We start from the raw sequence: 25,541 nt of genomic DNA on the forward strand, positions 1-25,541 counted from the left end.
GTAAGCGGCATATTCGTTCCCGGCGACATCCGCAGAGGCACCGGAGCCGATGAACACATCGCGGATTGGTGAATCGCCGCCGCGGGCCGGGCCCGGACACGGAGGGGATTGGTAACCACGCACGCCTACCATCCGCCCCAACCGCGCCCCTCCGGGCGCCCTCGGGAGTGTCGCGTATGGTCCCGGTCCAACTCCGCCGCCGCGCCCGCCCGCGCGCCGCCCTCGGTGCGGGCCTGTCGCTACTGGCCCTGCTCGGCGTCCCGGGCGATGCGCGGGCGGAGGGGTCCCAGGCGGCCGCACCGGCCGCCGGGCCGAACACCACTGCGCCGGTCCCGCCGGCTGCCGTCCCGGTCTCCGCCTCGCCCTCGGGTCCGGAGGCCGGTGCGGCGAAGGGTCAGGAGGCGAAGGGCCCGGACGCCAGGGCGCCCGACACGAGGGCCCCGGAGGCGAAGCCCCCGGAGGCTGCAGCCGCCGCACTGAAGCCGATCCAGGCCAAGCCGGACATCGCCAAGGCGTCGCGCGAGCCTGAACCGCTCGTCTACGCCCGGGTCTCCACCGATCCGAGCCCGACGCTGACCGCGCGCACCTTCCTCGACACCCTCCGGGCGGCCGAGCGCTACGCCGCCTTCGCGGAGGCCGGCGGATGGGAGCGGCTGCCCGACGACCTCGCGCACCTGAAACCCGGCGAGGGCAGCCCCGCGATCCCGGCTCTGCGCCACCACCTGACGCTCACCGGCGACCTGCCGGCGGACGCGCCCCCGAGCGACCGCCTCGACCCGCCGCTGGTGGCGGCGGTCGCGGCCTTCCAGGGCCGCCACGGGTTGCCCGACAGCGGCATCCTCGGCCGGCTCACGATCAACGCGCTGAACGTGCCCGCCCCGGTGCGCCAGCGGCAGCTCGCCGCCTCCGCGGCCCGGCTGATGGGCTCGAAATTCCCGTTCGGCGAGCGCTACGTCGTGGTCAACATCCCCTCGGCCGCCGTCGAGGCGGTGGAGAACGGCGCCGTGGTACGCCGCTACGTCGCCGTCGTCGGCTCCCCCGACAAGGCGACACCGACGGTGGAAACGCGGATCACCGACATCAACTTCAACCCGACCTGGACCGTGCCGGCCTCGGTGGTGAAGAACGAGATCATCCCGCAGATGCGCAAGAACCCGGGGTATCTCGCCAAGAATCACATCCGCATCCTCGGCCAGAGCGGCGAGGTCGACCCGACCAAGATCGACTGGGCGGGCGAGAGGGCGGTCAACTACACCCTGCGCCAGGATTCCGGCTTCGACAATTCGCTGGGCCAGGTGCGGATCGACATGCCGAACCGCTTTGCCGTCTACATGCACGACACGCCGGCGAAGTCGCTGTTCGCCGCGAACGTGCGCTTCCACAGCCACGGCTGCGTCCGGGTCGGCCAGGTCAAGGAGCTGGTCGGCTGGCTGCTGCAGGGTGTTGACGGACCGAACGGGCCGGGCACGAGCTGGGGGCCGATCGAGATCGAGACCGGCATCGCGGACGGCGAGCGCCGCGACATCAAGCTGGTGAAGCCGGTGCCGGTGGCCTTCGTGTACCTCACGGGCTACGCCACCCCGGACGGGAAGGCGCATTTCCGCGACGACATCTACAAGCTCGACACGCCGGCTCCGGAGCCCGCGGCGACGGGGGCGATCCCGCCTGCCGGGGCCGCGCAGCCTGCCGGGATGCCGAAGCCCGCGGCGGTCAAGCCGGCGGCGATCAAGGCTGCCGTGGCGAAGCCCGCTCCTGCCAAACCGGTGGCCAACAGGGCACCTGCAGCGAAGCCGGCCGCGGAGGGGCTTAACCCGGACGCGCCTCTGCCGCCCCGCTGAGCCCGATCCGGCCGTTCAGGTTTGGCTGTGCCGGGACGTGTCCCGACGACCCGTCTGCCTCACCGCAAAGCAACGGCGCAGGACTTTCCTTTTTGAGCTGTTATCAGGCATCATATGACAGCGCGGCGGGCGTCCGATGGCGCGGACAGCGAGAGTTGTCTCGGGCCGCGATGCGGAATTCGGCATGGCTTCGCAGTCGGTCAAGATCGATGCTGACGGGACGCTCGTCATCCCGGCCGATTTCCGACGGGAGCTTGGGCTTTCGGCCGGCGACACCGTCATGGTCGAACTGGCCGAGGACGGTCTGCGGGTCCGCTCCCTGTCTGCCGCAGTCCGGGCGGCGCAGGCCATCGTCCGCAGCTTCGCGCCGGCCGATCGGAGCTTGGCCGACGAGTTGATCGCGGAGCGTCGGTCAGAGGCGGAGCGTGAGTGAGGCCTTCGTCCTCGACGCCTCGGCGCTGCTCTGTCTGCTTCGTACGGAGACGGGGGCCGAGCAGGTTGCCGAGATTCTTCCGCAATCTGTGATCGGTGCGGTAAATCTGTCCGAAGTCTATGCCAAATTGGCTGAAGTCGGCGGATCGGAATCGCAGATCACACGCGCACTTGGCGTCCTCCGCCTCGCGATCGAACCATTCGATGACGAACAGGCTCGGATTGCCGGGATCCTGCGCCCGCCAACGCGGTCAATCGGGCTCTCGCTCGGCGATCGAGCCTGTCTCGCTTTGGCAAAGCAACGCCAATCGATTGCCGTGACGACGGATCGGGTCTGGAGCCGGCTGCCGGCCAATCTCGGGCTCAGCGTCAGGATCGTCCGCTAGGGTGTGAACCGAACCAAGCCATTGCATGGTTTGTCGGTTTGTGAGTCCAGGCGGCCGTTTGCGGCCTGGAGGTGACGATGGCGAACCTGTTCTGGCTCTCGGATGAGCAGTAGGCAGTGATCGAGCCGTTCATGCCCAGGGACCAGCCCGGACCCGAGCGGAACGACGACCGGCAAATCATCTCGGGGATCCTGCACGTTCTCACGTCGGGCTGCCGCTGGCGCGACGGCCCGGCCGCGTATGGCCCGCGCACCACGGTCTACAACCGCCTCAATCGCTGGTCGCGGCGCGGCTTCTGGAAGGCGATGCTGACCGCGCTGGCCAAGGCCGGGTGGGCTGGCGATGCGGCCGCTCTCGACAGCAGCTACGTCCGGGCGCACCGGTCTGCCCAGGGCGGGAAAGGGGGGCGAGGGCGCAGGCCATCGGCCCGTCGCGCGGTGGTCAAACGACCAAGATCCACGCACGCACCGATGTCCTTGGCCGGCCCGGCGTCCTCCTGCTGACGCCGGGCAATGCCAGCGACGTGACGACTGCCCCAGCGGCGCTAGCCGAAGCGCCGGGCCGGATCCGCCGCTTCAGCGCCGACACGGGCTACGATGCCGACTGGCTGCGCACCGACCTCCGCAACAGTGGGGTCACGCCCGTCATCCCGGGCAAACGCGGTCGCAAGCGTCGGATCCCCCATGACAGGCTCCGCTATCGGGAGCGCTGGCGCATCGAGGCGATGTTCGCCCGCCTCACAGACTTTCGTCGCATCGCCACGCCCTACGACAAGCTCGCCCGCAACGACGCCTCCGTCCTCGCTCTGGCCGCCGTCGCCGCGTTCTGGTGCTGATCGAGTCCAGACCCTAAAACTACCTTCACCAACCCCGGATCCTCCGGGTCCCGCCCCTGGGTGAAGCCCAGGCGCCGACAGACCGCCAGCATCGGCCGGTTCTCGGCCAGCACGGTACCTTCGACCCGGCCGATCCCCTCGGAGCGCGCCCAGTCGATCATCAGGCGCATCAGCGCGAAGGCGAGGCCGGTCCCCCTGGCGTCGCGGCCAACCGCGATGGCGTATTCGCCGCTCTCGTGGTTGGCGTCGGCGTGCAGGCGGACGGCGCCGAGCATGCGCTCGCCGCCCTGCGGCTCCACTTCGGTGGCGACGAACGCGATGGCGCGGGCATAATCGAGCTGCGTGAGGCGGGCCAGGAAGGCGTGGCTGAACGCCCGCACCGGTCCGAAGAAGCGCAGGCGCAGGTCCTCCGGGTCGAGCCCCTGGAAGAAGGCCAGGAACAGGCCCTCGTCCTCCGGGCGCACCGGCCGCACGCGGATCGTGCGGTTCTTCAGGTTGAGGGTCCGCACCCATTCCGCCGGATAGGGCCGGATCGCGAAGCGCGGATGGCCGCGCCCGTGCCGCCCCTTCTCCCAGCGCCCGATCCGCACCCGGGCGTCCAGGGCCAGGACGCCGGTCTCGTCGGCCAGCAGGGGGTTGATGTCGAGTTCGCGGACCTGCGGCAGGTCGGCGGCGAGCTGCGCCAGCTTCACCAGCGTCAGGGCGATCGCCGGCAGATCGGCCGCCGGCACGTCGCGATAGGCTTCGAGGCGCCGGGCGACCCGGGTCCGGCCGATGAGATCCCGGGCGAGGGTCAGGTCGAGCGGCGGCAGGCCCAGGGCCCGGTCGTCGATCACCTCCACGGCCGTGCCGCCCCGCCCGAACACCACCACGGGACCGAAGACCGGATCCTCGGCGAGCCCGGCGATGAGTTCGCGGCGCTGGCCCCGGCGGACCATGGGCTGCACCGCGAAGCCGGTCACCCGGGCGTCCGGCCGCTCCCGGCGCGCCCGGGCCAGGATGCTGCGCGCGGCCTCCCGGACATCGGCCTCGCTGGTGAGGTCGAGGTGGACGCCGCCGATGTCGGATTTGTGCACGATGTCGGGGGAGACGACCTTGAGGGCGACCGCGCCGCCGGCCGCGATGATCGGCCAGGCGGCGGCCGCCGCGGCATCCTTGTCGGGGGCCAGCGTGATCGGCACGATCGGGATCCCGTAGGCCTCGAGCAGGCCATTGACCGCGATCGGATCGAGCCACGCCGCCCCCTGGCGCAGGGAGTGGGCGATGATCGTGCGGGCTCGGGCCGTGTCGGGGGAGAAGTCGCGGGGCAGCGAGTCGGGCGTCCGCATCAGGTCGTCCTGGGCCTCGCGGTAGCGCACGAGGTGGAGGAACCCTTCGATCGCCTCGGAATCGGTGGCGAAATGCGGGAGGCCGGCGCGCGCGAAGGCCGCCCGCGCCGCCTCGGCATCCCCAAGGGAGACCGCGAAGAGCGGCTTCTTGCGGGTCTGGCCGGCGCGGGCACGCTTGACCGTGTCGGCGATCGCGTCGGCGACCTCGCCCGCGCTCGAGCGGACGGTGGGGACGTGGATCGCCAGCACGGCGTCGCTCGTGCGGTCGGCGAGGATCGGCCCGAGGGCGGCCGCGAAGGCCGGTCCCGCCGCGTCGATGCCGAGGTCGAGGGGGTTGCCGGCCCGGCGGCCCTCGGCCTCGGCGGCCCCGGCCATGATGCCCGCGCGCTCGATCAGCCGGTCGGCGGCGAGAAGGCCGATGCCGCGGCCGTTCGACAGGATCGCGAGCCGGTCGCCCGGGAAGGGGCGCTGGCGCCCCAGGGTCTCGACGGCGGAGAACATCGCGTCGAGGTCCTGCACCGCCAGCAGCCCGGCCCGCCGGAAGGCTGCGGCGTAGACCGCGTCCGGCCTAGCCAGCGCCCCCGTATGGGTCTCGGCGGTGCGGTTCGCCCGCCCGTGCCGCCCGGCGCGCAGGACCACAACCGGCTTGGCCCGGGCGGCGGCGCGGGCGGCCGACATGAACCGGCGGGCATCCGCGACCCGGTCGAGGCACAGCAGGATCGCGCGGGTGCGGTAATCGGAAGCGAAATGATCGAGGCAATCGGCCACGCCGATATCGAGGACGCTGCCGAGCGAGAGGACCGCCGAGAAACCCGTCCCGTGGCGGGCCCCCCACTCGACGATGGCCGCCGCGACCGTGCCCGATTGCGAGACGAGGGCGAGGTCGCCCGCGGCGGGCGCGTGGGCGAACAGGCTGGCGTTGAGCTGGGCGCCGGGCACGGCGAGGCCGGCGCTGTCGGGGCCGAGCAGGCGCAGGCCGTGCGCGCGGGCGATCCGGTGCGCGGTCGGCCCGGGATCGTCCGGCCCGGAGCCAAGCCGGGCCGTCAGGATGACGGCCGCCCCCGCGCCGGCCGCCGCCGCCTGCGCGACGACCTCGGGGACGCGCGGCGGTGGCACCGCGATGAGGACGAGATCGGGGACGGTGGGCAGATCCGCGATCTGCGGGACGCAGGGGAGGCCGGCGACCTCCGCATGATCGGGCTGGACCGGCAGGATCGCGCCGGGAAAGCCCGCGGCGCGCAGGCCGTCCAGGACGCTGCGGCCGAGGGAGCCCTCGCGCGCCAGCGCGCCGACCAGGGCGATCGACCGGGGCGCCAGCAGCTTGTCGAACCGGTAGGTGCTCACGAGACCACCGTCACGGGGTCGGGTCCCGCGGGTCGGTCGTGCCGGCGTGCATGGGGTGTCCCTCGCTCACGTCGGGATCGGGCACGCGGATCCCGGGCGCCCGCACTCCTACCAGATGGCGCACGCGGCCGCCCAGGCAACGCCCCATTATCCCGGAACAGTCCCGGCGCGATCCTCCGCCGCCCGGCCGGCTTGCGAGCACCAGGCAGATCAAATATCCGTCACCCTTTATCCTCGCTAGAACGCCCGCTATGGCGATGTGTAATTTGTTCTTGCCATAAAAGTCGCATCACAATAGTAGATGCGCCTCAACTGCCGACAACAGGCGGGATGGAAACAGATTCCGATCTTTAGCGTCGTGTGACCGCGCGAGCCCGGGATCGCCAGGAGGTTTGAGGAATGGATTCCACGGTCGAAGGGCAGACGGATTTTCTCACGCTTTCAGTCGACATCGTGTCGGCCTTCGTGAGCAACAATCCGGTGCCCGCACCGGAACTGCCCGGGCTGATCGCCGCGGTTCACGCCGCTCTGCATTCCATCAGCCAGCCCGCGTCGGCGCCGGCCGAGGACCTGCGGCCCGCCGTCTCGGTCCGCCGCTCGGTCCAGGCCGACTTCATCGTCTGCCTGGAGGACGGGAAGAAGTTCAAATCCCTGAAGCGCCACCTGCGGACGCACTACAACCTGACGCCCGACGAGTACCGGCAGAAATGGGGGCTGGCGGCCGACTATCCGATGGTCGCGCCGAACTACGCCGCGGCCCGGTCCAGCCTCGCCAAGAGCATGGGCCTCGGCCACCAGCGCCGGAAGGGCTGAGGGCGCCCCCGCGCATCCACAACTTTCCGGCCGTGGTTAGGCATCGGGCAAGGGCGCCTTGCGAGGGTCTGTGACCCGTCCGCGCCCCGAGATCCGATGCCCGGCAAGCCCAGTCCCGTCGCCCGCCTGTTCTGGACGGCCGTGATCGGCTGTCCGTTCGGGCTCTGGTACGGCGCCCCCGCCCTCGCGGCCACGGGGCTCGCCCTGGCCTGCGTGCTGCTGCGCCATCTCGGCCGGCCGCGCCGCTTCCGGGCCCGGGTCCGGCGGATCGCCCGGGCGCACGGGGAGACCCTGGCCCTGCGGCGGCGGCAGGAGCGGTTTCGCGACGCCTACGGCAACTGGATCACCGACGGCTGGCTGCGCGAGCGCGACTACTTCCTCGACCGCACGGTGATCCCGCAGATCGGTGCCCGCGACGCCGACCTCGCCGTCGCGGAGCGGGAGCGGATGCTGGCGATCGTCGAGGCCGAGGCGGCCGCGATCGCCCTGCCGGAGGAGGACGACGCGCCGGTGGACGGCCTCGACTACGAGCGCTACTGCGCCGAGCGCCTCGCCCGGGCGGGGTGGCGGGCGCACCGGACCCCGGCGAGCGGCGACCAGGGCGCCGACATCGTGGCGATCCGCGACGGCCGGCGCCTGATCGTCCAGTGCAAGCGCCTGACGAAGCCCGTGGGCAACGCCGCCGTGCAGGAGGCAGCTGCGGCTCAGCGCTACTGGGCGGGCGACCGCGCCGCGGTGGTCTCGAACGCCGGCTTCACGCCGGCCGCGCGCCGGCTCGCGGCCGCGACCGGCGTGCTGCTCCTGCATCACGCCGGACTCGACGCGATCGACCTCGCGGAGGCGTGAGGGTCGCGGGCGAGCCGACCGGGACGGCGCTCGCCGCCGCCGGGAAGCCGAGCCCGAAAACCGCGCTCAGAGCACCTTCAGCAGGGCCTCGGCGCCGGAGATCTCGGCCTTCGAGGGCGTCTCCTCGATGTTCAGAACCCGTACGATCCCGTCCTCGACCAGCATCGCGTAGCGCTTCGAGCGCATCCCGAGACCGAAGCCGGTGCCGTCCATCTCCAGGCCGATGGCCTTGGCGAAGTCGGCGTTGCCGTCGGCCAGGAACTCCAGGCCCTCGGCACCGCTCGCCTTCGACCACGCGTCGAGCACGAACACGTCGTTGACGCTCGTCACCGCGATGGCGTCGACGCCGCGGCCGAGGATCGCGTCCTTGTGGGTGACGAAGCCCGGCAGGTGGTTGCGGTGGCAGCTCGGCGTGAAGGCGCCCGGGACGCCGATCAGGACCACGCGTCGCCCCTTGAACACGTCGTCGGTGGTGCGGGCGATCGGGCCCTCGGGGCCAATCACCCGGAAGGTCGCCTGGGGCAGGTGGTCGCCGACCTGGATCATCGCGGGTCCCTTCATTGACGCGCGCTCGGATCGCGCGCTGGACAATCGCGCCTGACCTAGCGTGGCGGGCGGGGCCTGTCGAGGACGGGGGCTGCGCCGCTGCGGTCAGGCCCCCAGGAGCTTGATGAAGGCGGCGCCGGCGCCGAAGAAGGCCGCGCCTGCGGCCATGCCCGAGAGCGCGACCTGCCAGGGCGCTAGGGCCCGGTCGCGGCCGAGCTTGGCGGCTTCAGCCGACATCTTGAGCTGCTCCGCGGCCAGCTTGGCCGCTTCGGCCATGAGCTTGTGCTGCTCGGCGACGAACTTGTTCGTCTCCTCCTGCGCCCGCTGGATTTGGGCACGCTGGGCCTCGATGTCGAAGGCAGCAGGGTATCCAGCATCCGCCATCGGAGCGGCTCCGTTCACAGCGTCATCAGGCTCACGAACGATCTCCGGCGTGAGAGCGGCGCAGTGTAGCGGTCCGCCCGCAGATTCGACAGCGTCTTTCGGGCCCTGCCCGGCCGGCATCCCGCGCGCTTTGTCCGCTGGACAAGGCGAGGGGGCCGCGTAGCATACGCGCATGTCGAACCCAGCGTCGCCCGTGCAGTCCACGCTCACCGGCCCGAGCTTCCTCGACGGCCAGTTCCTCGTGGCGATGCCCGGGATGGCCGACGAGCGCTTCGCCCGCTCGGTGATCTACGTCTGCGCGCACTCGGCGGACGGCGCGATGGGCATCATCGTCAACAAGGCGGCCACCGACATCAGCATGCCGGACCTGCTGGTCCAGCTCGACGTCTGCCCGGAGGCGGATGCGATCCGCCTCCGGGAGCGGGTCGGGCACATGCCGGTCCTGATGGGCGGCCCCGTGGAGGGGCGGCGCGGCTTCGTGCTCCACACCGACGATTTCCACATCCAGCAATCGACGCTGATCATCGACGACGGCATCTGCCTGACCGCGACCGTCGAGATCCTGCGCGCCATCGCCAGCGGCGAGGGGCCGGCCAGCGCCGTGCTGGCTCTGGGCTATGCCGGCTGGCAGGCGGGGCAGCTCGAGAGCGAGATCATGGCCAACGGCTGGCTCAACTGCCCGGCCGACCCCGAGCTGATCTTCAACACGAATCTCGACGCCAAATACGAGCGTGCCCTGCGGACCAACGGCATCGACCCGGCCATGCTGTCGATGACGGCCGGCCGGGCCTGAGCCCCTATTCCGGCGGCATCCCGCCGGCCGTGTCCGGGTTCATCCCATCGACGGCGGGCTCCGTGGCGGGCTTCGGCCGGGACCTGCGCGGGGCCGCGGCCGCGGTGGGCACCGCCGTGTTGGCGCCGAGCCGGGTGGCGAGCGCCAGGGCCCGGTTCTCGGTGAACCGCAGATGGCAGAAGCCGTGGGTGCCCTCGCGGGCGTAGCTGCGGCAGAACTGCTCCCGGTCGGCCGAGAAGGCCGCCTGCTCGCTCACGATCGGCCGCACGTCCTCGCGCCGGGCGCGCTGGGTCATGAGCTTGTAATTGTCGCGCACCGCCTTGTCGGCGACGCCCCGGGCCGTGTCGAACTCGCCGGCCCGCGGAAGCAGGGTGGCGGGGGCCGGTCCCCACAGGCCGACCGGGGTCGTGGCGCAATCGGCGGCCGAGAAGGTGCAGGTCGGACCCGAGCCCGTCGTCGAGACCAGGACGGCGCCCTCGGTCACGTCGAAGCGCAGCGGACACTCCGCTCCGGCCGCCTCGAAGCGCGGCACCCCGTCGGGCTTGCCTTCAGCGCTCAGGGGGACGGGATTGCCCCCGGCGAGCGGCACCGTGCAGGATTCGGCCGGCTGCGAGATCCTGGTCCCCGGCAGGGTGATCCGGGCCGTGACGGCGCTGCCCGACCGCTCCAGCTTCAGGGAACCGGAGGTTCCGTTGAGCTGGAGGTCCTGTCCGAGCACGCTGTCTTCGGACGGGGTCTTGAGTACGATCGGGCGGGCCGGGACCGGTGCGGGCCGCGGCGCCTCGGCCGCCGGGGGCTGGCCCGGCTCACCGGGGGCAGCCGGGGCCGGCGGCGGCGCCTCGGGCAGGCCCCGGGGCGGCACCGGCGGGCGGTCGGGCTTGATGCCGAACAGCCGCTCGAAGAAGTTCTGCGCCCGCGCCGGCGGGGCGGCGAGCAGGGCGGGAGCCGCGACGGCGAGCGCCAGGACGGGGAGCAGGAGGCTGCGGGTCGGGCGCATCGGACTCTACGATGGGGACACGAAGTGGCGGGGCCACGCTCAACCCCTTGTCGAACCGTTAACACGCCGTCGAGGGCGCGGACGTGGCAGCAAAGCAACAAAATACAACCACGCCACCCGGCGGAACGGCCGTATCGGGAAAGATTCAGCTTTGCATACAGCAGCATAGCGGGGAAGCCCGCCGTCGGCGCGGACGGGGAGGCTTCGCCTTGCGAGCCCGTGGCGGGCTTCTTATATCGCCCTCGACGCGGGATTGCGCGCTGGGTTTCAGCCGTTCACGGCCCTTGATCCGGCCCGGGTCCCATACTCACATCACTCCCGGACACCGCCATGGGCCGAGCTGCTTCGGGGCTCGGCGGTCTGCTTGAACGCGACGAAAAGAGGGATCCCGCCATGGGTAAAGTTATCGGTATCGACCTGGGCACCACCAATTCCTGCGTGGCCGTCATGGAAGGCACGCAGCCCAAGGTCATTGAGAATTCGGAAGGCGCCCGCACCACGCCGTCGATCGTCGCCTTCACGGATGACGGCGAGCGGCTCGTCGGCCAGCCGGCCAAGCGCCAGGCGGTCACGAACCCTGAGCGCACGTTCTTCGCCATCAAGCGTCTCGTCGGCCGCACCTACGACGACCCGATGACCCAGAAGGACAAGGGCCTCGTGCCCTACACGATCGCCCGCGGCGACAACGGCGACGCCTGGGTCGAGGCCGACGGCAAGAAGTATTCGCCCTCGCAGATCTCCGCCTTCACGCTGCAGAAGATGAAGGAGACCGCGGAGTCGCATCTCGGCCAGCCGGTCACGCAGGCGGTCATCACGGTCCCGGCCTACTTCAACGACGCGCAGCGCCAGGCGACCAAGGATGCCGGCAAGATCGCCGGCCTCGAGGTGCTGCGCATCATCAACGAGCCGACCGCGGCGGCGCTCGCCTACGGCCTCGACAAGAAGAAGGCCGGCACCATCGCGGTCTACGACCTCGGCGGCGGCACCTTCGACGTGTCGATCCTCGAGATCGGCGACGGCGTGTTCGAGGTGAAGTCCACGAACGGCGACACCTTCCTGGGCGGCGAGGACTTCGACAATCGGATCGTCGAGTACCTGACGGCCGAGTTCAAGAAGGAGCAGGGCATCGACCTGACCAAGGACAAGCTCGCCCTTCAGCGCCTCAAGGAGGCCGCCGAGAAGGCCAAGATCGAGCTGTCCTCGGCCACCCAGACCGAGATCAACCTGCCCTACATCACCGCCGATCAGACCGGCCCGAAGCACCTCGCGCTGAAGCTCAGCCGGGCGAAGTTCGAGTCCCTGGTCGACGATCTGGTGCAGCGGACCATCGAGCCCTGCCGCAAGGCGCTCAAGGACGCGGGTGTCTCGGCCGCCGAGATCGACGAGGTGGTGCTGGTCGGCGGCATGATCCGCATGCCCAAGATCCAGGAGGTGGTGAAGTCCTTCTTCGGCAAGGAGCCCCATAAGGGCGTCAACCCGGATGAGGTCGTGGCCATCGGCGCCGCCGTGCAGGCGGGCGTGCTCCAGGGCGACGTCAAGGACGTGCTGCTCCTCGACGTGACCCCGCTGTCCCTCGGCATCGAGACGCTGGGCGGCGTGTTCACCCGGCTCATCGACCGCAACACCACGATCCCGACCAAGAAGTCCCAGACCTTCTCCACCGCCGAGGACAATCAGAACGCGGTGACGATCCGGGTCTTCCAGGGCGAGCGCGAGATGGCGGCCGACAACAAGCTGCTCGGCCAGTTCGACCTCGTCGGCATCCCGCCGGCCCCCCGCGGCATGCCGCAGATCGAGGTGACCTTCGACATCGACGCCAACGGCATCGTCAACGTGACGGCCAAGGACAAGGCGACCAACAAGGAGCACCAGATCCGCATCCAGGCCTCGGGCGGCCTCTCGGATGCCGATATCGACCGGATGGTGAAGGACGCCGAGGCCAATGCCGAGGCCGACAAGAAGCGGCGTGAACTCGTCGAGGTGAAGAACCAGGGCGAGAGCCTGGTCCACGCCACCGAGAAGTCGGTCACCGAGTACGGCGACAAGGTCCCGGCCGCCGACAAGGGCGCGATCGAGACCGCGATGACCGCGCTCAAGACCGCGCTCGAGGGCGAGGATGTCGAGACCATCAAGGCCCGGACCACGGACCTGATGCAGGCCTCGATGAAGCTCGGCGAGGCCATGTACGCCGCCAACCAAGCGGGCGGCCCCGAGGCCGGCGCCGAGGCGCACGGGGCCGAGAAGAAGGACGACGTCATCGACGCCGACTTCCAGGAGGTCGACGACAAGGACCAGAAGAAGCGCGCCTGAGGCGCGGGTCCGAGACGGAGGCGCGGGGCCGGAGCGATCCGGCCCCGCCTTTGCTTGACGGGCGCCGTTGCGCGGCCGCCGCGGAGCATCTGAGAATGCCCCGACCGGGCCGCGGGGGACGTCCGGCCCGTGCTACAGCATCGTCCCGTAAGGTGGCTGCCGGCTTTCGGAAAAGACGATGCCGAGCTGAAAGCTAGCGCGCCGGGCCGGTTCCGGTATCCGGTCCGATGCGCTAGAGCGCGACGGTGCGTCAGTCCGGTCAGCCTGCGCGTGATCGCATCCTGGCCAGGCCGCGGTGGACCAAGCGGGCGGCGCTTCGGGACGCAGCGGCGCTCAAGATTGTCCGGAGACGGGGTGGGATGTCGAAACGGGACTATTACGAGATCCTGGGGGTCACCAAGACCGCCACGGAGAGCGAACTGAAGGTCGCCTTCCGCAAGCTCGCGATGACCTATCATCCCGACCGCAATCCCGGCGACAAGGACGCCGAGATCAAGTTCAAGGAGATCAACGAGGCCTATCAGTGCCTCTCCGACGGGCAGAAGCGCGGCGCCTACGACCGCTTCGGCCACGCGGCCTTCAGCCAGGGCGGCGGCGGACCCGGATTCGGCAACGAGTTCGGCGACTTCATGTCGGACATCTTCGACAATTTCTTCGGCGACGGGCGCGGCGGCGCCGCCCCCCGGGGACGGGGCGGCGCCCCAGGCCGCGAGCGCGGGGCCGACCTGCGCTACAACCTCGAGATCACCCTGGAGGAGGCCTACGCGGGCAAGGCCGAGACCATCCGGATCCCGACCTCGATCACCTGCGAGGCCTGCGACGGGTCCGGCGCCAAGCCCGGCTCGAAGCCGCGGACCTGCCAGACCTGCGCGGGCTACGGCCGGGTGCGGGCCGCGCAGGGCTTCTTCGCCATCGAGCGCACCTGCCCGAACTGCCACGGCCGCGGCGAGATCGTGGACGATCCCTGCACCGCCTGTCAGGGCGCGGGCCGGGTCAACCGCGAGCGCACGCTCTCGATCAACGTGCCGGCCGGGGTCGATGACGGCCTGCGGATCCGGCTCGCCGGCGAGGGCGAGAGCGGGCTGCGCGGCGGCCCGCCGGGGGATCTCTACGTCTTCCTGTCGATCAAGCAGCACGAGTTCTTCCAGCGCGACGGCGCCGACCTGTTCTGCCGGGTGCCGATCTCGATGGTCACCGCCGCCCTCGCGGGCGAGATCACCGTGCCGGTGATCGACGGCACGCAGACCCAGGTCCGGATCCCTGCGGGCACGCAGACCGCCAAGCAGTTCCGGATCAAGGGCAAGGGCATGCCGGTGCTCCGCGCCCGGGAGGTCGGCGACCTCTACATCCAGGTCTTCGTCGAGACCCCGCAGAACCTGACCAAGCGCCAGCGCGAACTCCTGCAGGAATTCGATCAGTCGGCCTCGCCGGAGAACCACCCGGAATCGGCGGGCTTCTTCTCGAAGGTGCGGGACTTCTTCGGGGGTGCGGTCCGTCCGTAAGGCCGGATCCGAAACCCCGGTGGCCCGTTATGCATACGGCCCCGGCGTGGCTTGCGTACCCTAGGCGCCGTCCCAGCTTGACTGTAAGACAGCGACCTATCGGAACTTTCATTCCCATCCGGGCTCGAGGAATCCAGGACTTGCCGCCGCTCCGCCGTTCCACCGCGAAGGCTCCTGCCACCCGGAGCGCGATTTTCGGGCCGCGGCGCGACCCCCTGGAGGACGAGGCCCGGTTCCTGCGCTCCTGGCTGGAGCGCCCGCTGGTCACCGGCGCGGTGACGCCGTCGGGCAAGATGCTCGCCCGCACCATGGCGTCCTACGTCGATCCCCGTCGGGACGGGCCGGTGGTCGAGCTCGGCCCCGGCACCGGTCCGGTCACCGAGGCGCTGATCCGGCGCGGTGTCGCGCCCGAGCGCCTGATCCTGGTCGAGTTCAACCCCGATTTCTGCAGCCTCCTGACCCGCCGCTTCCCCGGCGTGACGGTGATCCGGGGCGATGCCTACGACATGCGGGCGAGCCTCAGGGACGTGCTGGCACAGCCGGCCGCCGCCACGATCTCGAGCCTGCCGCTGTTCACCAAGCCGCTGGAGCAGCGGCTCGACCTGCTCAACACCGCCCACGACCTGATGCAGCCGGGCGCGCCCTTCGTGCAGTTCACCTACGCGGTGGTGCCGCCGATCCCGGCCCGGTGCGAGGCCGGCAGCTACACGGCCGACCGCTCCAACCGGGTCTGGCTGAACCTGCCGCCCGCGCGGGTCTGGGTCTACCGCCGGCCCTGAGCCTGAACGCGGCGCGCGCGTCCAAACGCGCGTCAGGCTGCACCGCCGCCAGGCTCGGCCGCGGCTTCAGCCCTGCTCCGGCACCCCGGCGCCGGTGAGCGCCTTGAACCGGTTCGGCTGCGCGGCGAGCTTGCGCAGGGCTGCGACGTTGGCGGCGGCTTCCGGGGGGGGCATATCCCGGCGCAGCACCGCCTCGGCATCGGCGAAGCGGCCCTTCAGCCCGAGCACCAGGGCGAGATTGGCCCGCACGCGGGCATCGGCACCGGGCTGGTCGCCAGCGAGCCGCAAGGTCTGCTCGGCCTGGTCGAGGTTGCGCGAGAGCGCGTAGGACAGGCCGAGATTCGACAGCAGCGAGGGTTCGTTCGGCCGGATCTTGAGGGCGGCCTCGTAGAAGCCCTGCGCGCGCACCTGATCGCCGAGCTGCGCGGAGGCTGAGCCCTGCGCCGACAGGATGCGCCAATCGGGTGCGGCCGGGGAATGGGCGTTGGCGAGCACGTCGATCGCCTCCCGGTAGCGCCCGACCTCGACCAGCGACTTGCCGTAGGCGCCGAGCAGGAACGTGTCGCGCGGGTTGCGCAGGGCCGCCTGCTGCAGCACCGCCGAGGCCTGGCTGATCTGGTCGTTGGCCCGCAGGGCGCGGGCATAGGCCAGGGCCGCGCGGCCGTCGGCGGGATCGGCGTTGTAGCGCTCGGCCAGGGCCTCGAGATTCTGGTGCGGCGCCGCGGGGCGGTTGCCGACTGCGCCGATCGAGCCGGTGGTCTCGGGCCCGGAGGTGTTGCAGCCGGCGAGACCGAGGCCGACCAGGGCCAGAGCCAGGGCGGCGCGGCGTCCGGCGCGAACCTCGTGTCGGGCGATCCGGAACAGGGCCGTCATCATGGGTCGCTCCGCCTCCGGATGGGCCGGGGGCTCTGGCCCGCGCTTCACCCCTCCGGCCGGACGGTGATAGAGCGTTAACCCTAACCACCGGTTAAGCCGCACCCGCCGCGGCGCGCGAGGGGCACATGATCCAGGCCGAGACCCAGGCGACGACGCCCGCCCTGCTGCCCGGCGACGCGCCCGCCGTGCCGGTGACCCTGATCACCGCCGGATCCTGGGCCGCGGCGCAGGCCGCCCTGGACCCCGCCCAGCGCACCTTCGCGCAGGCGACCGGCTTCGAGCCGAAGGCGGGACGCCTCGCCCTGCTGCCCGGACCGGACGGAAGCCTCGCGCGGGTACTGTTCGGCCTCGGCGATCCGGAGGCCGCGGCCTATGACCGGTTGCTCGTCGGCAAGCTGCCCGGCCTGTTGCCGGAGGGCAGCTTCCGCCTGGAGGGCGCCCCCGAGCCCGCCGAGGCCGCCCTGGCCTGGCTGATGGGGAGCTACCGCTTCGGCCGCTACCGGTCCGGCGGGGGCACCAAGGCGCGGCTCGCGGCGCCGGCTGGCATCGACGTGGCCGAAGTGGAGCGGATCGCCGCAGCGGTGGCGCTCGGCCGCGACCTCATCAACACGCCCGCCAACGCCATGGGCCCCGCCGAGATCGAGGCGGCCGCCCGGGCGCTCGGGGAACGCCACGGCGCCTCCGTCGCCGTCACGCAGGGCGACGCGCTGGCCAGGGAGTTCCCCCTGATCCACGCGGTCGGCGTCGCCTCGCCCCGGGCGCCGCGGCTGATCGACCTGACCTGGGGCGAGGCGGCGGCGCCGCGGGTGACCCTGGTGGGCAAGGGCGTCGCCTTCGACACGGGCGGGCTCGACCTCAAGCCGTCCGCCGCGATGCTGCTGATGAAGAAGGACATGGGCGGGGCCGCAGCCGCCCTCGCGGCCGCCGACATGATCATGGGCGCCGGGCTCCGGGTGCGCCTGCGGGTGCTGATCCCCGCGGTGGAGAACGCGGTGGCGGGCGACGCCTTCCGCCCGGGCGACGTCCTGGCGAGCCGGGCCGGGCTCAGCGTCGAGATCGGCAACACCGACGCAGAGGGCCGGCTGATCCTCGCCGACGCGCTGACGCTGGCCGAGGCGGAGAACCCGGAGCTGCTCCTCGACTATTCGACGCTGACCGGCGCGGCCCGGGTGGCGCTGGGGCCGGACCTGCCGGCCTTCTTCACCGAGGACGAGGCCCTGGCCGGTTCCGTCGCCGAGGCCGGCCGGCGCGCCATCGACCCCGTCTGGCGGATGCCGCTGCACGCCCCCTACGCGAGCCTGCTGGAGTCCAAGATCGCCGACCTGAACAACGTCTCCGGCGGCCCGTTCGCCGGGGCGATCACCGCGGCCCTGTTCCTGCGCCGCTTCGCGCCGAACATGAAGGCGCACGGCCATTTCGACCTCTATGGCTGGAACCCCTCCGCCAAGCCCGGACGTCCGGAGGGCGGCGAGGTCCAGACCGCGCGGCTCACCTACGCTCTGCTCAAGGCGCGCTACGGGGCCTGACCGCGGCGTCAGCCGAATCCCGCCTGCCGCAGGAGGACCCCGGCGCCGGCGCAGAGCGCCAGGACCGGCAGCGTACCGAGCCCGAACCGGAAGACCGCGAGGATCGCCGCCAGCGTCAGCAGCAGGGCCGCCGGATCGAGGCTTCCCGGCACCGGCCAATCGAGGCGCAGCGGACCGAGCGGCACTGTCTCGACCTGCCGGAACAGCGTCCGCAGCCCGAACCAGACCGCGAGGTTCAGGATCACGCCCGCCACCGCGGCGGTGATGGCCGAGAGCGCCCCCGCGAGGCGGCGGCTGCCGCGCAGGCGCCCGATCAGCGGGGCGCCGGCGAAAATCCAGAGGAAGCAGGGCACGAAGGTGACCCAGGTGGTGAGGAGCCCGGCGAGCGTCCCGGCCAGCAACGGCGGCAGGGCGCCGGGGGCGCGAAACCCGGCCAGAAAGCCGACGAACTGGAGCACCATGATCAGCGGGCCGGGGGTCGTCTCGGCGAGGCCGAGCCCGTCGAGCATCTCGCCGGGCTTCAGCCAGCCGTATTGCTCCACCGCCTGCTGCGCGACGTAGGCGAGCGCCGCGTAGGCGCCGCCGAAGGTCACGAGGGCCATCTTGGAGAAGAACAGCGCCACCCGCCCGAAGACCGGCGGCACGCCGGGCAGGACCAGCAGCGCCGCCACCGGCAGCAGCCAGATCGCGAGCCACAGCGCAGCCATGCGCAGCGAGACCGCCGCGCCGACGCGCTCCCGCGGCAGCATCGCCGCGCCGACGCGGAAGCCGGCCTCGTCGGCGCCCGGATCGGCGGCGACCGGATCGGCACCGCGGCGGCGGGCGAGGCCCGCGAGGCCCGCGGCGATCACCACCAGTGGAAACGGCACCGCCAGCACGAACAGCGCGAGGAACGCCGAGAGCGCGACGATCCGGTCGGTCCGGCGGCGCAGGGCGCGGCCTCCAAGGCGCCAGAGGGCGTGGAGCACGATCGCCAGCACCGCCGCCTTGAGGCCGAAGAACAGGCCGGCGACGGCGTCGACATGGCCGTACAGCACGTAGAGCCAGCTCAGGCCCATCAGGGCGAGGAGGCCCGGCAGCACGAACAGGCCGCCCGCGACGAGCCCACCCGCCGGCCCGTGCATCAGCCATCCGATATAGGTCGCGAGCTGCTGCGCCTCCGGCCCGGGCAGGAGCGTGCAGAAGCCGAGCCCATGGAGGAAGCGCCGCTCGGAGATCCAGCGCCGCTCCTCCACCAGGATCCGGTGCATCACGGCGATCTGGCCGGCGGGTCCGCCGAACGACAGGGCCGCCACCCGCAGCCAGACCGGGACGGTCCCGGCGAGGCTCGGCGCGGCGCTCAGGCCGTCAGCGGCAGCCCGGTCTCGATCAGGCGCGCCCACAGGGAGGCTCCGTAGGGCGCGGCCGCGTCGTTGAAGTCGTAATGCGGGTGATGGAGCGAGGCACTGTCGCCGTTGCCGATGAACATGTAGGCGCCGGGGCGGCGGCCGAGCATGTACGAGAAGTCCTCGGCGGTCATCATCGGCGCCACGGCCCTGTCGACGTTCTCCCCGCCGACCAGCGCCTCCGCGACATCGGCCATGAAGTCCGTCTCGGCCGGGTGGTTCTCGGTGACCGGATAGCTGCTGCCGAACTCGGTGACGCCGGTGGCGCCGAAGGCCGCCGCCACCTCCGTCACGAGCGTCTCGATGCGTCCCCTGATCTGCGCCCGCACCGCCTGCGAGAGCGTGCGCATCGTCCCCCGCATGGTCACCGTCTGCGGCAGCACGTTGAACGCCTCCCCGGCATCGAGCGCGCAGACCGAGACCACCGCCGACTGCAACGGGTCGAGGTTGCGCGACACGATGCTCTGCAGGGCGATGATCACGTGGCTGGCGACCAGCACGCTGTCGACGGCGTTCTGCGGCAGCGCGGCGTGGCCGCCCCGGCCCTCGATGATGAGGGTGAAGCGGTCGGTCGAGGCCATGATCGGGCCCGGCCGGATCGCGAAGGTGCCGACCGCCATCCCGGGGATGTTGTGCATCCCGTAGACCGACTCGATGCCGAACCGCTCCATCAGCCCGTCCTCGACCATGGCGTCGCCGCCGCCGCCGCCTTCCTCGGCCGGCTGGAAGATCAGCACGGCGGCGCCGTCGAAATCGCGGGTCTCGGCGAGGTACTTGGCGGCCCCGAGCAGCATGGCCGTGTGCCCGTCATGGCCGCAGGCGTGCATCTTGCCCGGCACGGTGGAGCGGTAGGGCAGATCGCGCACCTCCTGGATCGGCAGCGCGTCCATGTCGGCCCGCAGGCCGATGGCGCGGTTGGACGACCGGCCGCGCCCGCGGATCACGCCCACCACCCCGGTGCGGCCGATGCCGGTCACCACCTCGTCGCAGCCGAACGCCCGGAGGCGGTCGGCCACGAACCCCGCCGTGCGCTCGACGTCGTAGAGGAGTTCGGGATGGGCGTGCAGGTCGTGCCGCCACGCCTGCATCGTGCCGGCGAAGTCGCGGATCCGTTCGAGGACGGGCATGGCTCTGGGCTCTCAACGCCTTCGGGTCTCGGCAGGAGCAGCAAAGCCGGGGCCAGAGCCGCCGTCAACGGTCGCGCTTACGGTCTCGTGCTCGGGGATCAGGGCCTCCGGCACGGACCGCGCGGTGCTGACCTGCATGGCCTCGACCCGGCGGAAACGCGCTGGCTCGCCTGCGCCGACTGCCCGATGCGCGTTCGGAAGCCGGACGCCTTTGCGTTGATACCTCAACCAGTGCGCTACGCATTCCGATAGACTCGACTTGTGGTCAAGGCGCGATAGGGTCGCGATCCTCAACTTGAGGATGCATTCATGCGCCGGGCCGTGCTGCTGTTTCTTCTTTCTCTCGCAGCACCGGTGCTGCTCCCCGCTGCGCCGGCTTCGGCGACGCCGGGAATGCTCAACGCCAGGGGCTGCCATGGCCACCCGCGGCACTGCCATCCGCGTTCGGAATGGCGGACCAACCGTCGTGGGCGGCACTACGTCGCCGGCCGCTTCTTCCGGGATTGAGGCGCTTCGATGCGCGTCCGTCCGAGCGCTGCCCTCGCCCTGGCGGGGCTGTTCGCACCCGCCTGGATGGCCCCCCTCGCCCCGGACGTCGCGCTCGCGCGCGCATGCTTCCAGCCGGACGAATCCAGGCTGGAAAGCCATCAACAGTATCGCAGCCGGCGTGACGGCTGCGACGTTCATGGACCGGCCAAGCCCGTGGACGGCACCAAGCCGGAGGGCGCCTCGGCCAAGTGCCGGGACGGCACTTGGAGCTTCAGTCATACGCGCAGCGGCACCTGCTCACGCCACGGCGGTGTAGAGCGCTGGGACAGCGGCAGCCTCGCACCGTTCCCCGGTGGCGAAGGGACTGGATCGTGGCCGTATCGCCTCGCCTTGGCGCGGTAGGGGTCCGATCCGGCGCTGCCCGCTTCACGACCCGGTAAGCCCGTGATGCGACCATGCCGCCGAGCCCGGGACCCCTGAATGACCAGCCTTGTCGGAACGCCGCCCGTCCGCCGCGCGGGGGCGGGGCGTTCGCCCTTCGACAGCCCGGCCGTCCTGGTCGCGCTGGCCCTGGTCGCCCTGTTCGGCCTCTACGATCCGCGCGGCCTCGCGCCGATCGTCGACGGGCTGCGGCTGCCCGATACCGACGACATGATGCGCCTCGTCGGCGTGCGCGACCTCCTGGCCGGCCAGGGCTGGTTCGACAGCGTGCAGCACCGGATGCTGCCCCCGGCGGGGATCGCCTCGCACTGGTCGCGCCTGATCGACCTGCCGATCGCCGGCCTCGTCCTGGCGCTCACGCCCCTCCTCGGGGACACGCTGGCGGAGGCCGCCGCCGTTTCCCTGTGGCCGGCGCTGCTGTTCCTCCTCTACGGGGTGCTCGCCGGCCTCGGCATGCGCCGGCTGTTCGGTTGGCGCGCGGCTCTGCTCGTGCTGTTCGTCGCGCCCCAGACCGCCGTGTTCCTGAACGTCTTCCGCTTCGGCCGGATCGACCACCACAACGCGCAGCTCTGCGCCATGCTGGCGATCGCCCTGCCGCTGGCCGATCCGGCCCGGCGGATGCGGCGGGGCCTCGCGGCCGGGCTCGTCGCCGGCCTGTCGCTGGCGATCGGCCTCGAGACCGTGCCGGTCATCGCGGCGGCCGGGCTGCTGCTCCTGGCGGACTGGATCGCCCACGGGGAACGCGCCTCCGGCATGCTCGCCGGGTACGGGGCCGGCCTGTTCGGGGCGAGCCTCCTGTTGTTCGGCGTGCAGACGGCACCGGCCCTCTGGGGCGTCCCGGCCTGCGACGCGCTGTCCCCGCCCTGGCTCCTGCTCGCGGCGGGGGCGGCAATCCTCGGCGGCGCGGCCCTGGCGGCGGATGGCCGCGGTGTCGGCCGGACCGGGCGCTGCGCCGTGGCGGCCGTCGTCGGCGCGGCGACGGTGGCCGGGTTCGCCGGGATCGCGCCGGCCTGCCTGGCCGGCCCGTTCGCCGGCATGGATGCCCTCGTGCGGACCGCCTGGCTCGATCAGGTCGACGAGATGCGCGCCTTCCCGCAGATCCTGCGCAGCCAGCCGGACGTGGCCCTGTCCAACATCGCGCCCCTGGTGGCGGCGGCCCTCTATGCCGGGGCGATGGCGATCCGCGAGCGGGCGCCGGACCGCCGCCGCTTCTTCGTCGTCGTGGCAACGCTGATCGCCCCGGGCACCCTGATCGCCCTCGGACAGGCGCGGGGCCTCTACATCGCGGGGGCCTTCGTGCCGCTTATGGGGGCGATCGCCCTGGACCGCGCCATCCTGGCGCTGCGGGGGCCCGTGTCGAGCCTGCACCGGCTGGCCCTGATCGTCGTGGCCCTGACGATGCTCGGGAAGGTCTGGGCCATCGCCGCCGAGCAGCCCGGGCGCCTCCTGGCACCGGCCGCCATCGGGGCGCAGACGGAGGCCGACGGGAACTGGAAGGCCTGCACCGCGCCGGCCGCCTACGCGGCGCTCGACCGCCTGCCGCCGGGGCTCGTGCTCGGCGCGATCGATCTGGGGCCGGCCATCCTGCTGATGACCCATCACACGGTCGTCGCGGCGCCCTACCACCGCAACGGCGTCGGGTTGCGGGCCGCGATCGAGACGTCGGCGGGTTCGCAGGCGACCGTGCGGCGGGTCGCCCGGGAGCGCGGCGCCGACTATCTGCTGCTCTGCACATCCGCCCTCGACGGGGCCGAGGCGGGCGGCCCCGAGCCCTTCGCCACCAGCCTCGCCCGCGGCACCGCACCGGCCCCGGACTGGCTCGCGCCGGTCGGCGACATGCCCGGCGGTTCGGCGCTCAGGGTCTGGCGCATCCGCGGCGACTGAGCCGGGGGTTTTCCGCGCGCGCTATGGACCTCCACGCTCAGGCTGCTTTGGGAACGGCCGTCGGCATCGCGCCGCCGGCCCGGCGCAGGCGGAGGGCGTTGCCCAGGACGAAGACGCTGGAGAACGCCATCGCGCCCGCCGCCAGCACCGGCGACAGGGCGGGGCCCCCGAACGGCACCAGCAAACCCGCCGCGATCGGGATCAGCGCCGCGTTGTAGGCGAAGGCCCAGAACAGGTTCTGCCGGATATTGGCCATGACGGCCCGCGAGAGCGCCAGCGCCTCCACCAGGGCGTCGAGGGCGCCTGACATCAGCACCACGTCGGCGCTGTCCACGGCGATGTCGGTGCCGGTGCCGATGGCGAGCCCGACATCGGCCTCGGCGAGCGCCGGCGCGTCGTTGATGCCGTCGCCCACGAAGGCCACGGGGCCGTGCGCCGCCCGGAACTGCCGGACCGCCTCGACCTTCCCGCCCGGCAGGACCCCCGCGGCCACGAGGTCGATGCCGAGGCTCCGGGCGACGCCGGCGGCGGCGCCGGGATCGTCGCCCGTCACCATCGCGACGGTGAGACCCTGCGCCTTCAGGGCCGCCACCGCCGCGCGGGCGCCCGTCTTCACGGGATCGGCCACCGCGAGCACGGCGGCGTGGCGGCCGTCGAGGGCGAGGTGGATGGGGCTGCGCCCCGCCTCGGCCAGGAGACCGGCCCGGGCGTCGAGGTCCGGGTCCCGGGCGATGCCGAGCCGGTCGAGGTAGCGCGGCGCGCCGAGCGCGACGTCCCTTCCCGCGACCCGGCCCGAGACGCCGAACCCCTCCACCGCCTCGAAGCGCTCCGGCTCGGGCAGCACGAGCCCGCGCCCGCGCGCCGCCGCCACGACGGCCTCCGCCAGGGGATGCTCGGAGCGCGTCTCCAGCCCGGCGGCGAGGGCCAGCGCCGCGTCCTCGGCGATCCCGGGCCGGACGTGGAAGTCCGTGAGCCGGGGGCGGCCCTCGGTCAGGGTGCCGGTCTTGTCGAGGGCCACGACCCGCACGTCGCGCAGGCGCTGCAGGGCGGCGCCGTCGCGGAACAGCACGCCCCGGGCCGCCGCCCGGCCGGTGCCGACCATGATGGCGGTCGGGGTGGCGAGGCCCATGGCGCAGGGGCAGGCGATGATCAGCACCGCCACGGCGTTGACCAGGGCGGTCCCCAGAGCGGGCGCCGGGCCCAGCAGCAGCCAGCCCAGGAAGGTCGCCGCGGCGATCCCGATCACCGCCGGGACGAAGCGCCCGGTGACCCGGTCGACCAGGGCCTGGATCGGCAGCTTGCCGCCCTGCGCCCGCTCGACCATGGCGGTGATCTGCGCGAGCACGGTGGCGCCGCCCAAAGCCTCGACCCGCAGGTCGAGGCTGCCGCGGCCGTTGAGGGTGCCGCCGACCATCCGGTCGCCCACCGCCTTTCGGACCGGCGCCGGCTCGCCCGTGACCATGCTCTCGTCGACGTGGCCGGTGCCGGCCACCACCACGCCGTCGGCGGCGACGCGCTCGCCCGGGCGCACCCGGACCACGTCGCCCAGGCGCAGCGCGGCCAGCGGCACATCGGCTTCGGCGCCGTCGCGGACCACCCGGGCGGTCTTGGGCGCGAGGTCCATCAGCCGGGCGATGGCCGCGCCGGTCCGGCCCTTGGCGCCGGCCTCGAGGGTCCGGCCGAGCAGGATCAGCGTGACGATCAGCACGCTCGCCTCGAAGTAGAGATGCGCCGCGCCGGCGGGCAGGAGGCCGGGCGCCGCGACCGAGACCAGAGAGTAGAGGTAGGCGGCCCCCGCCCCGAGGGCGACGAGGGCGTTCATGTCCGGGTGCCCGCGGAGCAGGCCCGGGACGCCGCGCAGGAAGAAGCGCCGGCCCGGCCCGGCGAGCACCAGGGTCGCCAGAACCGCCTGGACCAGCGCCGTCACCCGGCCGCCGTGCAGGCCGGGCAGGACGTGACCGCCCATATCCAGGACCACGACGGGCGCCGCGAGGAGCGCGGCCACGATCAGGTCGCGGCGCAGGGCCCGGCCCTCCTCGGCCCGGCGGGCGGCCGGATCGACGGGCGTCGCGAGATCGAGGGGGCGGGCCTCATAGCCCGCCGCCGACACGGCCGCGACGAGGTCGGGGATCGCCACCAGCCCCTCGGGGTGGCGGATCGCGGCGCGCCCGGCGGCGAGGTTGACGCTGGCGCCGGTCACCCCCGGCACTGCCGCCAGCGCCCGCTCGACCCGGCCGACGCAGCTCGCGCAGGACAGGCCCTCCACCGCCAGCAGGCTCTGCGCCTCGGGCACCGGGTATCCCGCCTCCGCCAGCGCCGTCGCGGCCTCCAGCGGGCCGGCGCTTCCACCGAGGACGAGGCTGGCCCGGCCGGTGGCGAGGTTGACGGCGACGTCCCGGGCCCCCGGCAGAGCCGCCAGCGCACGCTCGACGCGCCCGACGCAGGAGGCACAGGACATCCCCTCCACGGGGATGTTCAGAGCGACGGGGTTCGGGCGGGCGGCGGAGGTGAGCGAGGCGTCCATGCCCCATCAGATGGGGATCCCGGGGTGGGGATGGTCAAGGGTGGGCACACGCGGAGCCGCTGGCGCGGCTTTTTCCTGCGCCGGGTCCAGGATCAGGTTCCGCTGCGCTCCCCCTTCCCTGGGCGCATGGGGCGAAAGCGCGATGCGCCCCGGGAT

At 72.4% G+C, this 25,541-nt stretch carries 22 protein-coding genes; 14 read left to right on the top strand and 8 right to left on the bottom strand.

Annotated features, from left to right (window positions below):
- Window positions 1–176 precede the first annotated feature (176 nt).
- The 4 genes from AC3IF3_RS07510 to AC3IF3_RS07525 all read left to right on the top strand — a co-directional run bounded on the left by AC3IF3_RS07510 (window position 177) and on the right by AC3IF3_RS07525 (window position 3,491).
- Window positions 177–1,838, top strand: coding sequence for a L,D-transpeptidase family protein (locus AC3IF3_RS07510; protein ID WP_489228049.1), 1,662 nt, complete (start codon window positions 177–179; stop codon window positions 1,836–1,838).
- A 184-nt stretch (window positions 1,839–2,022) separates the two neighbouring features.
- Window positions 2,023–2,271 (top strand): AbrB/MazE/SpoVT family DNA-binding domain-containing protein, encoded by a 249-nt coding sequence (locus AC3IF3_RS07515; RefSeq protein WP_489228051.1) that lies wholly within the window; start codon window positions 2,023–2,025, stop codon window positions 2,269–2,271.
- Window positions 2,264–2,656, top strand: a complete 393-nt coding sequence (locus AC3IF3_RS07520; RefSeq protein WP_489228053.1) for a type II toxin-antitoxin system VapC family toxin — start codon at window positions 2,264–2,266, stop codon at window positions 2,654–2,656. The genes AC3IF3_RS07515 and AC3IF3_RS07520 overlap by 8 nt, the downstream gene beginning before the upstream one ends.
- 131 nt (window positions 2,657–2,787) lie before the next feature.
- Window positions 2,788–3,491 (top strand): IS5 family transposase gene (locus tag AC3IF3_RS07525; RefSeq protein WP_489231259.1). Its coding sequence is split into 2 segments (ribosomal slippage): window positions 2,788–3,064 and window positions 3,064–3,491, totalling 705 coding nucleotides; the frame shifts between segments, so codons are not numbered across the junction.
- Here the strand turns inward: AC3IF3_RS07525 and AC3IF3_RS07530 are convergent.
- On the bottom strand, window positions 3,422–6,163 hold the full coding sequence (locus AC3IF3_RS07530; RefSeq protein ID WP_489228055.1) for a bifunctional acetate--CoA ligase family protein/GNAT family N-acetyltransferase: 2,742 nt from the start codon (window positions 6,161–6,163) through the stop codon (window positions 3,422–3,424). The genes AC3IF3_RS07525 and AC3IF3_RS07530 overlap by 70 nt on opposite strands.
- Window positions 6,164–6,562: 399 nt before the next feature.
- Here AC3IF3_RS07530 and AC3IF3_RS07535 point away from each other — a divergent pair, with 399 nt between their 5' ends.
- Window positions 6,563–6,976: a Ros/MucR family transcriptional regulator gene (locus AC3IF3_RS07535; RefSeq protein WP_489228057.1), complete on the top strand. Its 414-nt coding sequence runs from the start codon at window positions 6,563–6,565 to the stop codon at window positions 6,974–6,976.
- Between the two features lie 96 nt (window positions 6,977–7,072).
- A complete protein-coding gene (locus AC3IF3_RS07540; RefSeq protein WP_489228059.1) occupies window positions 7,073–7,822 on the top strand; it encodes a restriction endonuclease in 750 nt (249 codons plus the stop codon).
- Window positions 7,823–7,888: 66 nt separating this feature from the next.
- Here AC3IF3_RS07540 and AC3IF3_RS07545 read toward each other — a convergent pair whose 3' ends face one another.
- Window positions 7,889–8,368, bottom strand: a complete 480-nt coding sequence (locus tag AC3IF3_RS07545; protein WP_243971698.1) for a peroxiredoxin — start codon at window positions 8,366–8,368, stop codon at window positions 7,889–7,891.
- Window positions 8,369–8,473: 105 nt separating this feature from the next.
- Window positions 8,474–8,752, bottom strand: coding sequence for a hypothetical protein (locus AC3IF3_RS07550; RefSeq protein WP_489228061.1), 279 nt, complete (start codon window positions 8,750–8,752; stop codon window positions 8,474–8,476).
- A 172-nt stretch (window positions 8,753–8,924) separates the two neighbouring features.
- On the opposite strand from AC3IF3_RS07550, the gene AC3IF3_RS07555 reads away from it, so the two are divergent.
- On the top strand, window positions 8,925–9,545 hold the full coding sequence (locus AC3IF3_RS07555) for a YqgE/AlgH family protein (protein WP_243971633.1): 621 nt from the start codon (window positions 8,925–8,927) through the stop codon (window positions 9,543–9,545).
- 4 nt (window positions 9,546–9,549) lie between these two features.
- Here AC3IF3_RS07555 and AC3IF3_RS07560 read toward each other — a convergent pair whose 3' ends face one another.
- Window positions 9,550–10,542, bottom strand: coding sequence for a hypothetical protein (locus tag AC3IF3_RS07560; RefSeq protein ID WP_489228062.1), 993 nt, complete (start codon window positions 10,540–10,542; stop codon window positions 9,550–9,552).
- Between the two features lie 393 nt (window positions 10,543–10,935).
- Here AC3IF3_RS07560 and dnaK point away from each other — a divergent pair, with 393 nt between their 5' ends.
- The 3 genes from dnaK to AC3IF3_RS07575 all read left to right on the top strand — a co-directional run bounded on the left by dnaK (window position 10,936) and on the right by AC3IF3_RS07575 (window position 15,133).
- Window positions 10,936–12,852, top strand: a complete 1,917-nt coding sequence (dnaK, locus tag AC3IF3_RS07565) for a molecular chaperone DnaK (protein ID WP_243971636.1) — start codon at window positions 10,936–10,938, stop codon at window positions 12,850–12,852.
- A 359-nt stretch (window positions 12,853–13,211) separates the two neighbouring features.
- Window positions 13,212–14,354 (top strand): molecular chaperone DnaJ, encoded by a 1,143-nt coding sequence (gene dnaJ / locus AC3IF3_RS07570; protein WP_489214948.1) that lies wholly within the window; start codon window positions 13,212–13,214, stop codon window positions 14,352–14,354.
- A 140-nt stretch (window positions 14,355–14,494) separates the two neighbouring features.
- Window positions 14,495–15,133 carry a class I SAM-dependent methyltransferase gene (locus tag AC3IF3_RS07575; RefSeq protein WP_489228064.1) on the top strand — a complete coding sequence of 213 codons (639 nt, stop codon included), beginning with the start codon at window positions 14,495–14,497 and terminating at the stop codon, window positions 15,131–15,133.
- Between the two features lie 66 nt (window positions 15,134–15,199).
- On the opposite strand, the gene AC3IF3_RS07580 is transcribed toward AC3IF3_RS07575, so the two are convergent.
- Window positions 15,200–16,009 (bottom strand): CDC27 family protein, encoded by an 810-nt coding sequence (locus tag AC3IF3_RS07580; RefSeq protein WP_489228066.1) that lies wholly within the window; start codon window positions 16,007–16,009, stop codon window positions 15,200–15,202.
- Between the two features lie 125 nt (window positions 16,010–16,134).
- Here AC3IF3_RS07580 and AC3IF3_RS07585 point away from each other — a divergent pair, with 125 nt between their 5' ends.
- Window positions 16,135–17,535, top strand: coding sequence for a leucyl aminopeptidase family protein (locus AC3IF3_RS07585; protein WP_489228067.1), 1,401 nt, complete (start codon window positions 16,135–16,137; stop codon window positions 17,533–17,535).
- 8 nt (window positions 17,536–17,543) lie between these two features.
- Here AC3IF3_RS07585 and chrA read toward each other — a convergent pair whose 3' ends face one another.
- Both chrA and AC3IF3_RS07595 read right to left on the bottom strand, forming a co-directional pair.
- Entirely contained in the window at window positions 17,544–18,917 is a 1,374-nt protein-coding gene (gene chrA / locus AC3IF3_RS07590) for a chromate efflux transporter (RefSeq protein WP_489228068.1), read from the bottom strand.
- Window positions 18,875–20,047: a M20 aminoacylase family protein gene (locus AC3IF3_RS07595; RefSeq protein WP_489228070.1), complete on the bottom strand. Its 1,173-nt coding sequence runs from the start codon at window positions 20,045–20,047 to the stop codon at window positions 18,875–18,877. Before AC3IF3_RS07595 ends, chrA begins: the two co-directional genes overlap by 43 nt.
- 309 nt (window positions 20,048–20,356) lie before the next feature.
- On the opposite strand from AC3IF3_RS07595, the gene AC3IF3_RS07600 reads away from it, so the two are divergent.
- The 3 genes from AC3IF3_RS07600 (at window position 20,357) to AC3IF3_RS07610 (ending at window position 22,861) form a co-directional block, all read left to right on the top strand.
- Window positions 20,357–20,554, top strand: coding sequence for a hypothetical protein (locus AC3IF3_RS07600; RefSeq protein WP_489228072.1), 198 nt, complete (start codon window positions 20,357–20,359; stop codon window positions 20,552–20,554).
- Window positions 20,555–20,563: 9 nt separating this feature from the next.
- Window positions 20,564–20,938 (top strand): DUF3761 domain-containing protein, encoded by a 375-nt coding sequence (locus AC3IF3_RS07605; RefSeq protein WP_489228074.1) that lies wholly within the window; start codon window positions 20,564–20,566, stop codon window positions 20,936–20,938.
- Between the two features lie 78 nt (window positions 20,939–21,016).
- Window positions 21,017–22,861, top strand: coding sequence for a hypothetical protein (locus AC3IF3_RS07610; protein WP_489228075.1), 1,845 nt, complete (start codon window positions 21,017–21,019; stop codon window positions 22,859–22,861).
- 37 nt (window positions 22,862–22,898) lie between these two features.
- Here the strand turns inward: AC3IF3_RS07610 and AC3IF3_RS07615 are convergent, their stop codons facing one another.
- Window positions 22,899–25,385: a heavy metal translocating P-type ATPase gene (locus AC3IF3_RS07615; protein ID WP_489228077.1), complete on the bottom strand. Its 2,487-nt coding sequence runs from the start codon at window positions 25,383–25,385 to the stop codon at window positions 22,899–22,901.
- Between the last annotated feature and the right edge of the window lie 156 nt (window positions 25,386–25,541).

This window comes from Methylobacterium sp. J-118, from assembly GCF_057836565.1.

Excerpts from the sequence above, each read along its gene's own strand:
- AC3IF3_RS07560 (WP_489228062.1), bottom strand. The coding sequence starts at position 10,542 with ATGCGCCCGACCCGCAGCCTCCTGCTCCCCGTCCTGGCGCTCGCCGTC.
- AC3IF3_RS07580 (WP_489228066.1), bottom strand. The coding sequence starts at position 16,009 with ATGATGACGGCCCTGTTCCGGATCGCCCGACACGAGGTTCGCGCCGGA.
- AC3IF3_RS07585 (WP_489228067.1), top strand. The coding sequence starts at position 16,135 with ATGATCCAGGCCGAGACCCAGGCGACGACGCCCGCCCTGCTGCCCGGC.
- AC3IF3_RS07600 (WP_489228072.1), top strand. The coding sequence starts at position 20,357 with ATGCGCCGGGCCGTGCTGCTGTTTCTTCTTTCTCTCGCAGCACCGGTG.
- AC3IF3_RS07595 (WP_489228070.1), bottom strand. The coding sequence starts at position 20,047 with ATGCCCGTCCTCGAACGGATCCGCGACTTCGCCGGCACGATGCAGGCG.
- AC3IF3_RS07555 (WP_243971633.1), top strand. The coding sequence starts at position 8,925 with ATGTCGAACCCAGCGTCGCCCGTGCAGTCCACGCTCACCGGCCCGAGC.
- AC3IF3_RS07550 (WP_489228061.1), bottom strand. The coding sequence starts at position 8,752 with ATGGCGGATGCTGGATACCCTGCTGCCTTCGACATCGAGGCCCAGCGT.
- AC3IF3_RS07615 (WP_489228077.1), bottom strand. The coding sequence starts at position 25,385 with ATGGACGCCTCGCTCACCTCCGCCGCCCGCCCGAACCCCGTCGCTCTG.
- AC3IF3_RS07610 (WP_489228075.1), top strand. The coding sequence starts at position 21,017 with ATGACCAGCCTTGTCGGAACGCCGCCCGTCCGCCGCGCGGGGGCGGGG.
- AC3IF3_RS07535 (WP_489228057.1), top strand. The coding sequence starts at position 6,563 with ATGGATTCCACGGTCGAAGGGCAGACGGATTTTCTCACGCTTTCAGTC.
- AC3IF3_RS07540 (WP_489228059.1), top strand. The coding sequence starts at position 7,073 with ATGCCCGGCAAGCCCAGTCCCGTCGCCCGCCTGTTCTGGACGGCCGTG.
- AC3IF3_RS07515 (WP_489228051.1), top strand. The coding sequence starts at position 2,023 with ATGGCTTCGCAGTCGGTCAAGATCGATGCTGACGGGACGCTCGTCATC.
- AC3IF3_RS07510 (WP_489228049.1), top strand. The coding sequence starts at position 177 with ATGGTCCCGGTCCAACTCCGCCGCCGCGCCCGCCCGCGCGCCGCCCTC.
- dnaK (WP_243971636.1), top strand. The coding sequence starts at position 10,936 with ATGGGTAAAGTTATCGGTATCGACCTGGGCACCACCAATTCCTGCGTG.
- AC3IF3_RS07605 (WP_489228074.1), top strand. The coding sequence starts at position 20,564 with ATGCGCGTCCGTCCGAGCGCTGCCCTCGCCCTGGCGGGGCTGTTCGCA.
- dnaJ (WP_489214948.1), top strand. The coding sequence starts at position 13,212 with ATGTCGAAACGGGACTATTACGAGATCCTGGGGGTCACCAAGACCGCC.
- AC3IF3_RS07545 (WP_243971698.1), bottom strand. The coding sequence starts at position 8,368 with ATGATCCAGGTCGGCGACCACCTGCCCCAGGCGACCTTCCGGGTGATT.